This window comes from Stutzerimonas zhaodongensis (assembly GCF_003696365.1).
In the GTDB taxonomy this organism is placed as follows: Bacteria; Pseudomonadota; Gammaproteobacteria; order Pseudomonadales; family Pseudomonadaceae; genus Stutzerimonas; species Stutzerimonas zhaodongensis.
In genome coordinates, this window is the sequence record NZ_RFFM01000012.1 from 1 (window position 1) to 15,367 (window position 15,367).

Annotated in this window: 11 protein-coding genes and 1 tRNA gene; all 12 read left to right on the plus strand. The window is 56.0% G+C overall.

Annotated features, from left to right (window positions below; all coding sequences use genetic code 11):
- Positions 1 to 86 precede the first annotated feature (86 nt).
- The 12 genes from EA797_RS21385 to fusA all read left to right on the plus strand — a co-directional run bounded on the left by EA797_RS21385 (position 87) and on the right by fusA (position 15,301).
- Positions 87 to 162, plus strand: a tRNA-Trp gene (locus EA797_RS21385).
- A 42-nt stretch (positions 163 to 204) separates the two neighbouring features.
- Positions 205 to 573, plus strand: coding sequence for a preprotein translocase subunit SecE (secE, locus tag EA797_RS21390; protein ID WP_122168974.1), 369 nt, complete (start codon positions 205 to 207; stop codon positions 571 to 573).
- A gap of 9 nt (positions 574 to 582) precedes the next feature.
- Positions 583 to 1,116 (plus strand): transcription termination/antitermination protein NusG, encoded by a 534-nt coding sequence (gene nusG / locus EA797_RS21395; RefSeq protein WP_019342058.1) that lies wholly within the window; start codon positions 583 to 585, stop codon positions 1,114 to 1,116.
- Between the two features lie 112 nt (positions 1,117 to 1,228).
- On the plus strand, positions 1,229 to 1,660 hold the full coding sequence (rplK, locus tag EA797_RS21400) for a 50S ribosomal protein L11 (RefSeq protein ID WP_122168975.1): 432 nt from the start codon (positions 1,229 to 1,231) through the stop codon (positions 1,658 to 1,660).
- Positions 1,660 to 2,355, plus strand: coding sequence for a 50S ribosomal protein L1 (gene rplA, locus EA797_RS21405; RefSeq protein WP_122168977.1), 696 nt, complete (start codon positions 1,660 to 1,662; stop codon positions 2,353 to 2,355). The genes rplK and rplA overlap by 1 nt, the downstream gene beginning before the upstream one ends.
- A 208-nt stretch (positions 2,356 to 2,563) precedes the next feature.
- The gene (gene rplJ / locus EA797_RS21410; RefSeq protein ID WP_021209386.1) at positions 2,564 to 3,064 is read left to right on the plus strand and encodes a 50S ribosomal protein L10; all 501 of its coding nucleotides are present in this window, start codon (positions 2,564 to 2,566) and stop codon (positions 3,062 to 3,064) included.
- A 74-nt stretch (positions 3,065 to 3,138) separates the two neighbouring features.
- Positions 3,139 to 3,507 carry a 50S ribosomal protein L7/L12 gene (gene rplL, locus EA797_RS21415; RefSeq protein ID WP_019342054.1) on the plus strand — a complete coding sequence of 123 codons (369 nt, stop codon included), beginning with the start codon at positions 3,139 to 3,141 and terminating at the stop codon, positions 3,505 to 3,507.
- Between the two features lie 218 nt (positions 3,508 to 3,725).
- Entirely contained in the window at positions 3,726 to 7,796 is a 4,071-nt protein-coding gene (gene rpoB / locus EA797_RS21420; RefSeq protein WP_122168979.1) for a DNA-directed RNA polymerase subunit beta, read from the plus strand.
- A 65-nt stretch (positions 7,797 to 7,861) separates the two neighbouring features.
- Positions 7,862 to 12,061 (plus strand): DNA-directed RNA polymerase subunit beta', encoded by a 4,200-nt coding sequence (gene rpoC, locus EA797_RS21425; protein ID WP_122168981.1) that lies wholly within the window; start codon positions 7,862 to 7,864, stop codon positions 12,059 to 12,061.
- Between the two features lie 139 nt (positions 12,062 to 12,200).
- The gene (gene rpsL, locus EA797_RS21430) at positions 12,201 to 12,572 is read left to right on the plus strand and encodes a 30S ribosomal protein S12 (protein WP_003291416.1); all 372 of its coding nucleotides are present in this window, start codon (positions 12,201 to 12,203) and stop codon (positions 12,570 to 12,572) included.
- A 98-nt stretch (positions 12,573 to 12,670) separates the two neighbouring features.
- Positions 12,671 to 13,141, plus strand: coding sequence for a 30S ribosomal protein S7 (rpsG, locus tag EA797_RS21435; RefSeq protein WP_045430600.1), 471 nt, complete (start codon positions 12,671 to 12,673; stop codon positions 13,139 to 13,141).
- Between the two features lie 30 nt (positions 13,142 to 13,171).
- Entirely contained in the window at positions 13,172 to 15,301 is a 2,130-nt protein-coding gene (gene fusA, locus EA797_RS21440; protein WP_122168983.1) for an elongation factor G, read from the plus strand.
- Positions 15,302 to 15,367: the final 66 nt, after the last annotated feature.

Here is a 15,367-nt window from a genome sequence, read left to right on the forward strand (position 1 = left end):
TGGCGCTGGTGTGGTTGCCAAGATCATCGAATAATCGATTGATCTGATGTATTCGGGCCGGCATAATAGTCGGCCTGACTCTTGTTAGGCCAGTAGCTCAATTGGCAGAGCGGCGGTCTCCAAAACCGCAGGTTGGGGGTTCGATTCCCTCCTGGCCTGCCAACTTCAATAATGAATTTGGCAGTTTTTACAGGGTTCTAGCAGATGAATATCAAAGCAGAAGCCAAAGACTCGCGCTTCGATGTGGTGAAGTGGCTTGTTGTAGCTGCTTTGGTTCTTGTGGCTGTTGTGGGTAATCAGTATTACTCCGCAGAGCCCATCCTGTATAGGGTCATTGCCTTGCTGGTGATGGCTGTTTTTGCTGCGTTCGTTGCGCTGCAAACTTCTAAGGGTCGATCCTTTTTTACTCTTTTGAAAGAGGCTCGGGTCGAGATTCGTAAAGTCGTCTGGCCGACTCGCCAGGAAACTACCCAGACCACGCTTATTGTGGTTGCGGTTGTTCTGATTATGGCGTTGTTGTTGTGGGGGCTTGACTCCCTGCTTGGATGGCTAGTTTCCATGATTGTACGTTAAGGATTTCCCGTGGCTAAGCGTTGGTACGTGGTTCATGCTTACTCGGGCTACGAGAAGCATGTCATGCGTTCGCTGATTGAGCGCATCAAGCTTGCTGGCATGGAAGACCATTTCGGCGAGATCCTTGTGCCCACTGAAGAAGTGGTGGAGATGCGCAACGGGCAGAAGCGCAAAAGCGAGCGTAAGTTCTTCCCGGGCTATGTCCTTGTTCAGATGGATATGGCGGAGGGTGCTTGGCACCTCGTCAAAGACACCCCGCGTGTCATGGGCTTTATCGGCGGCACTGCTGATAAGCCTGCGCCTATCACTGACAAAGAAGCTGAAGCGATTCTGCGTCGCGTTGCCGATGGCAGCGATAAGCCAAAGCCCAAGACGCTGTTCGAGCCGGGCGAGGTCGTTCGGGTTGCAGATGGCCCATTCGCCGACTTCAACGGTGTGGTCGAGGAGGTCAATTATGAGAAGAGCCGCATTCAGGTCGCAGTTCTGATATTTGGTCGTTCGACGCCGGTTGAGTTGGAGTTCAGTCAGGTCGAAAAGGTCTAGCTGAAGTAAGCACCCCACACCCCGCAGCTGCTGGCTGCGGGGTTTTGTCGTCACTGGGGTATTCAAGTAAAAAGGGGAGCCGGAAGGCGCTAGAACCCGTAACGGAGTAGTTATGGCTAAGAAGATTCAAGCTTATATCAAGCTTCAGGTAAAGGCCGGTCAGGCCAACCCGTCGCCGCCAGTTGGTCCAGCGCTGGGTCAGCATGGCGTGAACATCATGGAGTTCTGCAAGGCATTCAATGCCCGGACACAAGGCCAGGAGCCTGGTCTGCCTACTCCGGTGATCATCACTGTTTACAGTGATCGCAGCTTCACCTTTGAGACAAAAAGTACCCCGGCTGCAGTTTTGTTGAAAAAGGCTACAGGCATCACCAGTGGTTCTGCTCGTCCGAACACCCAGAAAGTCGGCACCGTTACTCGTGCTCAGCTGGAAGAGATCGCGAAGACCAAGAATGCTGATCTGACCGCCGCTGACCTCGATGCGGCCGTGCGTACCATCGCCGGCTCCGCTCGTAGCATGGGCCTGAACGTGGAGGGTGTGTAATGGCTAAGTTGACTAAGCGTCAAAAGGCTTTCGCTGAGAAGATCGAGGCTGGCAAGCAGTATTCGTTTGAGGACGCTGCGACTCTGTTGGCGGAGCTGTCTGCGGTCAAGTTCACTGAGTCGTTCGATATCGCAATCAACCTAGGCGTTGACCCTCGTAAGTCAGACCAGGTAGTGCGTGGCGCTACAGTTCTACCGAATGGTACTGGCAAGTCCGTGCGTGTTGCTGTGTTTACCCAGGGCCCTGCTGCTGAGGCTGCTCTGGCAGCTGGCGCTGACCGTGTTGGCATGGATGAGCTGGCGGCCGAAATGAAGGGCGGCGATCTCAACTATGACGTGGTAATTGCCTCCCCGGATGCCATGCGTGTTGTGGGTCAGCTCGGCCAGATCCTCGGCCCACGTGGACTCATGCCTAACCCGAAAGTCGGCACTGTCACCCCGGACGTCGCAACCGCAGTCAAGAACGCGAAGGCTGGCCAGGTTCGATTCCGTACAGACAAGAACGGCATCATTCATACCTCCGTCGGGAAAGTTGGCTTCGAAGCTGTACAGCTGAAGCAGAACGTAGAAGCGCTGCTGTCGGACCTTAAGCGTCTTAAGCCGTCCACTTCCAAGGGTATCTATGTCAAGCGTGTAACCCTGAGCACTACCATGGGTCCAGGGCTGATCATCGATCAGGCATCGCTCGAAGCGTAAGAGATGCAGCGTCCTGTGATGAGGACGCAGAAATTGGGGTCCCTGCCTGGCGGGGGCTATCCAAGACCGTAGGCGACGAAAGTCTTAAACCGAAAAGGTGTAGCTTTTTCAGGCCTACGCAGAGGTGCTCCCGATTCGTACCGAATCAGACACCAAAACCCGTCCAGTTCAAACTGGGCGAACCGGTAACATCCAGGAGTAAGAACCCGTGGCAATCAAACTCGAAGACAAGAAGGCCATCGTCGCTGAAGTCAACGAGGCTGCCAAAGCTGCCCTTTCCGCTGTCGTGGCTGATGCCCGAGGCGTGACCGTGGGAGCCATGACCGGACTCCGTAAAGAGGCCCGCGACGCTGGTGTCTACGTACGTGTCGTACGTAACACTTTGCTGCGCCGCGCCGTTGAAGGCACTCAGTACGACGTGCTCAGCGACGTGTTCAAGGGCCCGACCCTTATTGCGTTCTCCAATGAACATCCGGGCGCAGCTGCCCGGATTTTCAAAGAGTTCGCCAAGGGTCAGGACAAGTTCGAGATCAAGGCTGCTGCGTTCGAGGGTCAGTTCATCGCAGCCAACCAGATCGACGCTTTGGCAACCCTGCCGACCTATGACGAAGCTATTTCGCAGCTGATGAGCGTGATTCAAGGCGCTACCAGCAAGCTGGCTCGTACTTTGGCGGCCGTTCGCGACCAGAAAGAAGCTGCCGCTGCCTGAGGCACGGAAAGCACTTTCGATTTCTTTTGAATTAGATGGCCGCAGGCCGTCACTTATATACAGGAACAAGAGTCATGGCTCTGACCAACGAAGACATCATCAACGCCGTTTCCGAAATGTCCGTGATGCAGGTTGTTGAACTGATCAAGGCAATGGAAGAAAAGTTCGGTGTTACTGCAGCCGCTGCTACTGTCGCTGCTGCTGGCCCGGCTGCTGCCGCTGCTGAAGAGCAGACCGAGTTCAACGTTATGCTGCTGGAAGCTGGCGACAAGAAAGTAAACGTGATCAAGGCGGTACGCGAGCTGACCGGCCTGGGCCTCAAGGAAGCCAAGGCAGTGGTGGACGGTGCCCCTGGCATGGTCAAGGAAGGCGTCTCCAAGGACGAAGCTGAAGCTGCCAAGAAGGCCTTGGAAGAAGCGGGCGCCAAAGTCGAGCTCAAGTAAGCACGACCTTGCGTCTACAGCCGAACCGACTCGCGTAAGGCTGATGGCTGGTGGCTTTTGCCACCGGCCTTTTTCCGTTATAGCTGCATGATGTTCATATTGCAGCTTGACTGGAAAAACCGCCCCAATGGGCGGTGCGAATCTAGAATTCGCAAGATTTTCTGGCTGCTCCCGTCGGGAGAAGCCAAACAAGCAGGTGACCAAGCTGGGGAACGCTGATGGCTTACTCATACACTGAGAAAAAACGAATCCGCAAGGACTTTAGCAAGTTACCGCACGTTATGGACGTGCCGTATCTTTTGGCCATCCAGCTGGATTCGTACCGCGAATTCCTGCAGGCGGGAGCGACCAAGGATCAATTCCGCGATATTGGCTTGCATGCAGCCTTCAAATCCGTTTTTCCGATAATCAGCTATTCCGGCAATGCTGCGCTGGAGTACGTCGGCTATCGTCTGGGCGACCCCGCTTTCGACGTCAAGGAATGCGTATTGCGCGGTGTGACGTTTGCTGTCCCGCTGCGAGTAAAAGTCCGCCTGATCATTTTTGATAAGGAGTCCTCGAGCAAGGCGATCAAGGACATCAAAGAGCAGGAAGTTTACATGGGGGAGATCCCCCTGATGACCGAGAACGGTACCTTCATCATCAACGGTACCGAGCGCGTTATCGTGTCTCAGTTGCATCGTTCGCCTGGCGTATTCTTCGATCACGACCGCGGCAAGACCCACAGCTCGGGCAAGCTGCTTTATTCTGCTCGGATCATTCCTTATCGCGGATCCTGGTTGGACTTCGAGTTCGATCCGAAGGACGCCGTTTTCGTTCGTATCGACCGTCGTCGCAAGTTGCCAGCGTCGGTACTATTGCGCGCGCTGAATTACAGCACCGAGGAAATCCTCGATGCGTTTTACGACACCAACGTGTTCCACGTGAAGGGTGAGGCATTGAGCCTTGAGCTGGTACCTCAGCGTCTGCGCGGTGAGATCGCCTCGTTCGACATCAAGGACGAGAACGGCAAGGTAATCGTTGAGCAAGGCCGTCGCATCACTGCACGCCACATCAATCAGCTCGACAAGTCAGGCATCAAGTCGCTCGATATGCCCATGGACTATGTTCTGGGGCGTACCACGGCCAAGGCGATCGTGCATCCTGCAACTGGCGAAATCATCGCTGAGTGCAATACCGAGCTGACTGTCGAGGTGCTGGCCAAGTTGGTCAAGGCGCAGGTAGTTCGTTTCGAAACGCTGTACACCAACGATATCGACTGTGGTCCGTTCATCTCCGATACGCTGAAGATCGACTCGACGGCCAATCAGCTCGAAGCGTTGGTAGAAATCTATCGCATGATGCGTCCTGGCGAGCCGCCAACCAAGGATGCGGCTGAGACGTTGTTCAACAACTTGTTCTTCGCCTCCGAGCGCTACGATCTGTCTGCTGTCGGTCGCATGAAGTTCAATCGTCGTATCGGCCGGACCGAGATCGAAGGTTCTGGCGTTCTTAGTCGCGAAGACATCGTCGCCGTTCTGAAGACGCTGGTCGATATCCGCAACGGTAAAGGCGTTGTGGACGATATCGACCATCTGGGCAACCGCCGTGTTCGTTGTGTTGGCGAGATGGCAGAAAACCAGTTCCGTGTCGGTCTGGTCCGGGTAGAGCGTGCAGTCAAAGAGCGTCTCTCCATGGCTGAAAGTGAAGGTCTGATGCCTCAGGACCTCATTAATGCCAAGCCAGTTGCGGCTGCTGTGAAGGAGTTTTTCGGCTCCAGCCAGCTCTCGCAGTTCATGGACCAGAACAACCCGCTTTCGGAGATTACCCACAAGCGCCGCGTTTCTGCGCTTGGCCCGGGCGGCCTTACTCGTGAGCGCGCCGGCTTTGAGGTGCGGGACGTACACCCGACCCATTACGGTCGCGTATGTCCGATCGAGACGCCAGAAGGTCCGAACATCGGTCTTATCAACTCCCTGGCAGCATATGCGCGCACCAATCAGTACGGCTTCCTAGAAAGTCCGTATCGCGTGGTGAAGGAAGGCGAGGTAACCGATGAGATCGTGTTCCTATCGGCGATCGAGGAAGCCGACCACGTCATTGCGCAGGCCAGTGCGAAGCTGGACGGACGCAAGCTGGTCGACGAGCTGGTTGCTGTTAGGCATCAGAACGAGTTCACGGTAAAGGCGCCTGAGGACGTGACTCTGATGGACGTCTCGCCGAAGCAGGTTGTATCTGTGGCTGCGTCGCTGATTCCGTTCCTTGAGCACGACGACGCCAACCGCGCACTGATGGGTTCGAACATGCAGCGTCAGGCTGTTCCGACTTTGCGTTCGGACAAGCCGCTGGTCGGTACTGGCATGGAGCGCAACGTAGCGCGCGACTCCGGTGTCTGCGTCGTTGCCCGTCGTGGCGGTGTGATCGATTCGGTCGACGCCAGCCGAGTGGTCGTACGTGTGCATGATGCAGAAGTCGAAACCGGTGAAGCCGGTGTAGACATCTACAACTTGACGAAGTACACCCGTTCTAACCAGAACACTTGTATCAACCAGCGTCCGTTGGTGAGCAAGGGTGATGTGGTCGAGCGTGGCGACATCATGGCTGATGGTCCATCGACCGACATGGGTGAGCTGGCGCTTGGTCAGAACATGCGCGTCGCGTTCATGCCGTGGAACGGCTACAACTTCGAAGACTCCATCCTCCTGTCGGAGCGGGTCGTCCAAGAGGACCGCTTCACTACCATTCATATTCAAGAGCTGACCTGCGTATCGCGCGATACCAAGCTCGGCCCAGAAGAGATCACCGCAGACATCCCGAACGTGGGTGAGGCTGCGCTGAACAAGCTGGACGAGGCGGGCATCGTTTATGTAGGTGCTGAGGTAGGGGCGGGCGATATTCTGGTCGGCAAGGTCACGCCGAAGGGCGAAACCCAGCTGACGCCAGAAGAGAAGCTGCTGCGTGCCATCTTTGGTGAAAAAGCCTCCGACGTGAAGGACACCTCCCTCCGTGTGCCCACTGGCACCAAGGGAACTGTCATCGACGTACAGGTTTTCATCCGTGATGGCGTAGAGCGCGACTCCCGCGCGCTGGCAATCGAAAAGATGCAGTTGGACGAGATCCGTAAGGATCTGAACGAAGAGTTCCGCATCGTTGAGGGTGCAACCTTCGAGCGTCTGCGTTCCGCTCTAGTTGGCGCGACCGTCGAAGGTGGTGCTGGGCTGAAGAAAGGCGCGGTCATCACCGACGAGACTCTTGATGGGCTCGAGCATGGGCAGTGGTTCAAGCTGCGCATGGCCGAAGACGCGCTCAACGAGCAGTTGGAGAAAGCACAAGCCTACATATCCGACCGCCGCCAGCTGCTCGACGACAAGTTCGAAGACAAGAAGCGCAAGCTGCAGCAGGGCGACGATCTGGCGCCGGGCGTGCTTAAAATCGTCAAGGTCTACCTGGCGATCAAGCGTCGCATCCAGCCAGGTGACAAGATGGCGGGCCGTCACGGTAACAAGGGTGTAGTCTCGGTCATCATGCCGGTTGAAGACATGCCGCACGATGCCAACGGCACGCCCGTCGACATCGTTCTGAACCCGCTGGGCGTACCCTCACGTATGAACGTTGGTCAGATCCTCGAAACTCACCTAGGCCTTGCGGCCAAGGGGCTGGGCGAGAAGATCAACCGCATGCTGGAAGAGCAGCGCAAGGTCGCCGACCTGCGCAAGTTCCTCACCGAGATCTATAACGAGATCGGTGGGCGCCAGGAGAACCTGGAGAGCTTCAGTGATCAGGAAGTCCTGGATCTCGCCAAGAACCTGCGTGGCGGCGTTCCCATGGCTACGCCGGTGTTCGACGGTGCCAAGGAGCGTGAGATCAAGGCCATGCTGAAGCTGGCTGATCTGCCTGAAAGCGGCCAGATGCAGCTTTTTGATGGCCGTACCGGTAACAAGTTTGAGCGCACGACTACGGTTGGCTACATGTACATGCTCAAGCTGAACCACCTGGTCGACGATAAGATGCACGCACGTTCCACCGGTTCCTACAGCCTGGTTACTCAGCAGCCGCTGGGTGGTAAGGCTCAGTTCGGTGGCCAGCGTTTCGGGGAGATGGAGGTCTGGGCACTAGAAGCCTATGGTGCCGCCTATACCCTGCAGGAAATGCTCACGGTCAAGTCGGACGACGTGAACGGGCGGACCAAGATGTACAAGAACATCGTGGACGGCGATCACCGTATGGAGCCCGGTATGCCGGAATCCTTCAACGTGTTGATCAAAGAGATCCGCTCGCTCGGTATCGACATCGATCTGGAAACCGAATAACCACGCACCGCCTATGCGGCGTCCGGCATCAGCCGGCCGTCGCAGGTCCGTGAGGAGGAAAGGCCTTGAAAGACTTGCTGAATCTGTTGAAAAACCAGGGTCAAATCGAAGAGTTCGATGCCATCAAGATTGCATTGGCTTCGCCCGAGATGATCCGCTCTTGGTCCTTTGGTGAAGTCAAGAAGCCAGAGACCATCAACTATCGTACGTTCAAACCGGAGCGCGACGGCCTGTTCTGTGCCAAGATCTTTGGCCCAGTCAAGGACTATGAGTGCCTGTGCGGTAAGTACAAGCGCCTTAAGCATCGTGGCGTTATCTGTGAGAAGTGCGGCGTCGAAGTTGCCCTGGCCAAGGTGCGCCGTGAGCGTATGGCCCATATTGAACTGGCTTCGCCTGTTGCTCACATCTGGTTCCTGAAGTCGCTGCCGAGCCGTATCGGGTTGCTTCTGGACATGACTCTGCGTGACATCGAGCGCGTGCTTTATTTCGAAAGCTACGTCGTAATCGATCCAGGCATGACAACGCTCGAGAAAGGTCAGCTGCTCAACGACGAGCAGTATTTCGAAGCACTGGAAGAGTTTGGCGATGACTTCGATGCCCGCATGGGTGCCGAGGCCGTGCGCGAGCTGCTGCACGAGATCGATCTGGAGCACGAGATTGGACGCCTGCGCGAAGAGATCCCGCAGACCAACTCGGAAACCAAGATCAAGAAGCTGTCCAAGCGCTTGAAGCTGATGGAGGCCTTCCATGGTTCAGGCAACCTCCCTGAATGGATGGTCCTGACCGTTCTGCCGGTATTGCCGCCTGACCTGCGTCCGCTGGTTCCGCTCGATGGTGGACGTTTCGCCACGTCCGATCTCAACGATCTGTACCGTCGGGTGATCAACCGTAACAATCGTCTGAAGCGTCTGCTCGATTTGTCCGCACCGGACATCATCGTGCGCAACGAAAAGCGCATGCTCCAGGAAGCTGTCGATGCGCTGCTCGACAACGGCCGTCGTGGTCGCGCTATCACCGGCTCGAACAAGCGCCCGCTGAAGTCCCTGGCTGACATGATCAAGGGCAAGCAGGGTCGTTTCCGTCAGAATCTTCTCGGTAAGCGCGTGGACTACTCCGGTCGTTCCGTGATTACCGTTGGTCCGACTCTGCGTCTGCACCAGTGCGGTCTGCCGAAGAAGATGGCTCTCGAGCTGTTCAAGCCTTTCATTTTCGGCAAGCTGGAAATGCGTGGCATGGCCACCACCATCAAGGCAGCCAAGAAGATGGTCGAGCGAGAGCTGCCTGAGGTTTGGGACGTTCTTGCTGAAGTCATTCGCGAACATCCCGTATTGCTTAACCGCGCACCGACGCTGCACCGTCTAGGTATCCAGGCGTTCGAGCCCGTGCTGATCGAAGGTAAGGCGATTCAGCTCCATCCGTTGGTCTGCGCGGCATACAACGCCGACTTCGACGGTGACCAAATGGCCGTTCACGTGCCGCTGACGCTGGAAGCCCAGCTCGAAGCGCGTGCATTGATGATGTCGACCAACAATATCCTGTCGCCTGCCAACGGTGAGCCGATCATCGTACCTTCGCAGGACGTGGTACTGGGTCTGTATTACATGACCCGCGAAGCCATCAATGCCAAAGGCGAAGGTCGCGTATTTGCTGACCTGCAGGAAGTCGACCGAGTGTTTCGCGCTGGCGAGGCTTCGTTGCATGCGCGCGTTAAGGTGCGCATCAACGAGACCATCAAGGATCGCGACGGCACCATCACCAAGAACGTGCGTATCGTCGACACCACGGTCGGTCGCGCGCTGTTGTTCCAAGTCGTTCCGGCGGGTCTGCCATTCGACGTGGTCAACCAGCCGATGAAGAAAAAGGCGATCTCCAAGCTGATCAACCTGTGCTATCGCACGGTCGGCCTGAAGGACACTGTCATTTTCGCTGACCAGCTGATGTATACCGGTTTCGCCTATTCGACCATCTCGGGTGTTTCGATCGGCGTGAATGACTTTGTCATTCCGGATGAGAAGGCCCGCATCATCGACGCGGCCACCGAGGAAGTTAAAGAAATCGAATCGCAGTACGCCTCCGGCCTGGTGACCCAGGGGGAGAAGTACAACAAGGTGATCGACCTCTGGTCCAAGGCCAATGATGAAGTATCCAAGGCGATGATGGCCAACCTCTCGAAAGAGAAGGTCATCGATCGCGATGGTAACGAGGCCGAGCAGGACTCGTTCAACTCCATGTATATGATGGCCGATTCGGGAGCGCGGGGTTCCGCTGCGCAGATCCGTCAGCTGGCCGGTATGCGTGGTCTGATGGCCAAGCCGGATGGCTCGATCATCGAGACGCCCATTACAGCGAACTTCCGTGAAGGTCTGAACGTACTCCAGTACTTCATCTCCACTCACGGTGCTCGTAAAGGTCTGGCGGATACCGCGCTGAAAACCGCAAACTCCGGTTACCTGACCCGTCGTCTGGTAGACGTCGCGCAGGATCTGGTTGTTACCGAGGTGGATTGCGGTACCGAGCAGGGTCTGTTCATGACTCCGCATATCGAAGGCGGCGACGTAGTCGAGCCGTTGGGTGAGCGTGTGCTGGGTCGCGTTATTGCTCGTGACGTCCTCAAGCCGGGTACTGAGGAGGTCCTTGTACCCGCTGGTACTCTGGTCGACGAACAATGGGTCGATTTCATCGAGCTAAACAGCATCGACGAAGTTGTCGTGCGCTCGCCTATCAGTTGCGAGACCCGCTACGGTATCTGCGCCAAGTGCTACGGTCGCGATTTGGCACGTGGTCATCAGGTCAACATCGGTGAGGCGGTAGGCGTTATTGCCGCTCAGTCAATCGGTGAGCCAGGTACACAGCTGACCATGCGTACGTTCCACATTGGTGGTGCGGCCAGCCGAACGTCTGCTGTCGACAACGTTATGGTTAAGAACGGCGGCACTATCCGCCTGCATAACCTAAAGCACGTCGAGCGTGCGGATGGCGCATTGGTAGCGGTTTCCCGTTCCGGTGAGCTGGCTGTCGCAGATGACTTCGGCCGCGAGCGCGAGCGCTACAAGCTCCCGTACGGTGCCGTTATTTCCATCAAGGAAGGCGACAAGGTCGACGCCGGCACTGTCGTCGCCAAGTGGGATCCGCACACTCACCCGATCGTCACCGAGATGAAGGGTGTCGTGACCTTTGTCGGCATGGAAGAGAACATCACCATCAAGCGTCAGACCGATGAGCTCACCGGCTTGACCAACATCGAGGTGATGGATCCGAAGGATCGACCTGCCTCTGGTAAGGACATTCGTCCTGCAATCAAGATGGTGGATTCCAATGGCAAGGAGTTGCTACTGCCGGGTACCGATGTTCCTGCCCAGTATTTCCTGCCCGCCAATGCGTTGGTAGGTGTGGCTGACGGCGCAGAGATCAATGTGGGTGACGTTATCGCGCGTATCCCGCAGGAAACTTCGAAGACCCGTGACATTACGGGTGGTCTTCCGCGTGTTGCCGACCTGTTCGAAGCCCGTCGGCCGAAGGAGCCTTCTATTCTGGCGGAGATCAGCGGCACTATCTCCTTCGGTAAGGAAACAAAAGGCAAGCGTCGTCTCGTCATTACGCCAACCGATGGAACTGATCCCTATGAGGAATTGATTCCTAAGTGGCGTCACCTGAACGTCTTCGAAGGCGAACAGGTAAATAAGGGCGAGGTTATCTCTGACGGTCCGAGCAACCCGCACGACATCTTGCGCCTGCTTGGCGTGAGTGCGTTGGCTAAGTACATCGTCAACGAGATTCAGGACGTCTACCGTCTGCAGGGTGTGAAGATCAACGACAAGCACATCGAGACCATCCTGCGCCAGATGTTGCGCAAGGTTGAAGTGGCTGAGTCCGGAGATTCCAGTTTCATCAAGGGCGACCAGATGGAGCTTACCCAGGTCTTGGAAGAGAACGAGCGCCTTTCCGGAGACGACAAGTTCGGTTCGAAGTACATTCGGGTCTTGTTGGGTATTACCAAGGCGTCGCTGTCTACCGAATCGTTTATTTCGGCTGCTTCTTTCCAGGAAACCACTCGGGTTCTTACCGAGGCTGCGGTCACTGGAAAGCGCGATTATCTGCGCGGCTTGAAAGAAAACGTCGTCGTGGGTCGTTTGATCCCGGCAGGTACCGGACTTCAATATCACAGCGAGCGCAAGCGCAAGCGTGATGCGGAGAAGCCGGTGCGCGTGAGTGCGGACGAAGTCGAAGCAGCATTGACTGAGGCCCTGAACTCGAGCGGCAACTAAACAGGATCGCCTCGACGTATGCCGGGGCGCGCCTTGACGGTGTGCAGGAAGCTCTTTAGACTCTTGTACCCCTAAATTGGCGGGGCATAGCGCCCTGCCATTTTTCGTTTGTGTCGAAAGACAACAGTGGAGCTAGTAGATGGCAACGATCAACCAGCTGGTACGCCAGCCGCGCAAGCGCGTCGTCGAGAAAAGCGACGTCCCTGCGCTGCAGAACTGCCCGCAACGCCGTGGCGTGTGCACCCGTGTGTACACCACCACGCCTAAGAAACCGAACTCTGCACTGCGTAAAGTTTGCCGTGTTCGTCTGACCAATGGCTTTGAAGTCGCCTCGTACATTGGTGGTGAAGGTCATAACCTGCAAGAGCACAGTGTTGTGCTGATCCGTGGCGGTCGTGTAAAGGACCTCCCTGGTGTTCGCTACCACACAGTTCGCGGTTCGCTGGATACTTCAGGTGTCAAGGATCGTAAGCAGGGCCGTTCCAAGTACGGCGCCAAGCGTCCGAAGTAATCCGTATTTTATTTTTATTGAGTCGATAAGAGTAAGGTCGGGCGTAACCTCATCGTTATAGTCCCGGGCTAACCTGAAGACCGTTTGAGGGCTTATCAATGCCAAGACGTCGTGTAGCAGCCAAGCGCGAGATCCTTGACGATCCGAAATACGGAAGTCTGATTCTCGCCAAATTCATGAACCACGTGATGGAGAGCGGCAAGAAAGCCGTCGCCGAGCGTATCGTTTATGGGGCTTTGGAAAAGGTCAAAGAACGCAAGAACAGCGACCCCCTGGAAATCTTCGAAAAAGCACTCGACGCCATCGCTCCGCTGGTCGAAGTGAAGTCCCGCCGCGTAGGTGGTGCGACTTACCAGGTTCCGGTTGAAGTCCGTCCTTCGCGTCGTAATGCCTTGGCCATGCGCTGGCTGGTAGACGCTGCGCGTAAGCGTGGCGAGAAATCCATGGCCCTGCGTTTGGCGGGTGAGCTGTCGGATGCATTTGAAGGTAAAGGCGCCGCTGTGAAGAAGCGTGAAGACGTGCATCGCATGGCCGAGGCCAACAAGGCGTTCTCGCACTACCGTTTCTAATTTTGGCTCCATTCAACTTGCGAGGGCTTTATGGCTCGTAACACAGCAATTAACCGCTACCGCAACATTGGTATTTGTGCGCACGTTGACGCGGGCAAGACCACTACGACCGAGCGGATCCTGTTCTACACAGGCCTCAGCCATAAGATGGGTGAAGTGCACGACGGTGCGGCTACTACTGACTGGATGGTGCAAGAGCAGGAGCGTGGTATCACAATTACCTCGGCTGCTGTTACGACCTTCTGGAAAGGCTCCGTAGGTCAGTATGACAACTACCGTGTAAACGTGATCGACACTCCCGGTCACGTTGACTTCACCATCGAAGTGGAGCGTTCGTTGCGCGTACTGGATGGCGCTGTCGTTGTGTTCTGCGGTACTTCCGGTGTCGAGCCGCAGTCTGAAACCGTTTGGCGTCAGGCCAACAAGTACGGTGTTCCACGTGTCGTCTACGTGAACAAGATGGACCGTGCTGGTGCTAACTTCCTGCGCGTCGTCAGTCAGATCAAGAATCGCCTGGGTCATACTCCGGTACCGATTCAGCTCGCTATTGGTTCAGAGGATAACTTCCAGGGTCAGGTCGATCTGATCAAGATGAAGGCTATCTACTGGAACGACGATGACAAAGGCACAACCTATCGCGAGGAAGAAATTCCTGCCGATATGCTGGAGTTGGCCGAAGAATGGCGCTCCAACATGGTCGAGGCTGCCGCTGAGTCCAGTGAAGAGCTGATGAACAAGTACTTGGAAGGCGAAGAGCTGACCAACGAAGAGATCAAGGCCGGCCTGCGTGCCCGTACCTTGGCTAACGAGATCGTTCCAGCTGTCTGTGGTTCTTCGTTCAAGAACAAGGGCGTTCCCCTCGTTCTCGACGCCGTTATCGAGTACCTGCCTGCTCCGACCGAGATTCCTGCTATCAAAGGGATCCATCCGGACATCATCGACAAGCCCAAAGAAGAGCTTGTTGATGCTGACTATGACGAGCGTCATGCTGACGATGCTGAGCCGTTCTCGGCTTTGGCTTTCAAGATTGCCACCGACCCGTTCGTTGGCACCCTGACGTTCGTACGTGTCTACTCGGGCTTCCTTAGTTCGGGCGACTCGGTGATCAATTCGGTCAAGGGCAAGAAAGAGCGCGTTGGTCGTATGGTGCAGATGCATGCCAACCAGCGCGAAGAGATCAAGGAAGTGCGCGCTGGCGATATCGCTGCTCTGATTGGCATGAAGGATGTCACCACTGGCGACACTCTGTGTGATGCTGACAAGCCGATCATTCTCGAGCGTATGGATTTCCCGGAGCCGGTCATCTCGGTAGCGGTAGAGCCTAAGACCAAGGCCGACCAAGAGAAGATGGGTATCGCACTGGGCAAGCTTGCCCAGGAAGATCCCTCCTTCCGCGTCAAGACTGACGAGGAAACTGGGCAGACCATCATCTCCGGTATGGGCGAGTTGCACCTCGACATTCTCGTCGACCGTATGCGTCGCGAGTTTAACGTCGAGGCGAACATCGGTAAGCCGCAGGTTTCCTACCGCGAGAAGATCACCAAAAACTGCGAAATTGAAGGCAAGTTCGTTCGTCAGTCGGGTGGTCGTGGTCAGTTCGGTCATTGCTGGATCCGCTTTGCACCTGCTGATGAAGGTCAGGAAGGTCTGGTGTTCGTGAACGAAGTCGTAGGTGGTGTGGTTCCGAAGGAATACATCCCGGCCATTCAGAAAGGTATTGAAGAGCAGATGAAGAACGGCGTCGTTGCCGGCTATCCGCTCATCGGCCTGAAGGCGACCGTTTTCGATGGCTCCTACCATGACGTCGACTCCAACGAGATGGCGTTCAAGGTGGCCGCTTCCATGGCGACCAAGCAGCTGGCCCAGAAGGGCGGCGGTGTAGTGCTTGAGCCGATCATGAAAGTAGAAGTGGTAACCCCTGAGGACTACATGGGTGACGTGATGGGTGACCTGAATCGTCGTCGTGGTCTGATCCAGGGTATGGAAGACACAGTGTCCGGCAAAGTGATCCGTGCCGAAGTACCACTGGGTGAGATGTTCGGTTATGCAACCGACGTTCGTTCCATGTCTCAGGGTCGCGCGAGCTACTCTATGGAATTCTCCAAATACTCCGAGGCTCCGTCGAATATCGTCGAAGCACTGGTTAAAAAACAAGGTTGATTCAGCCCTTTAAGTAAGAGGTTTACTGTCGTGGCTAAAGAAAAATTCGAACGTAACAAACCGCAC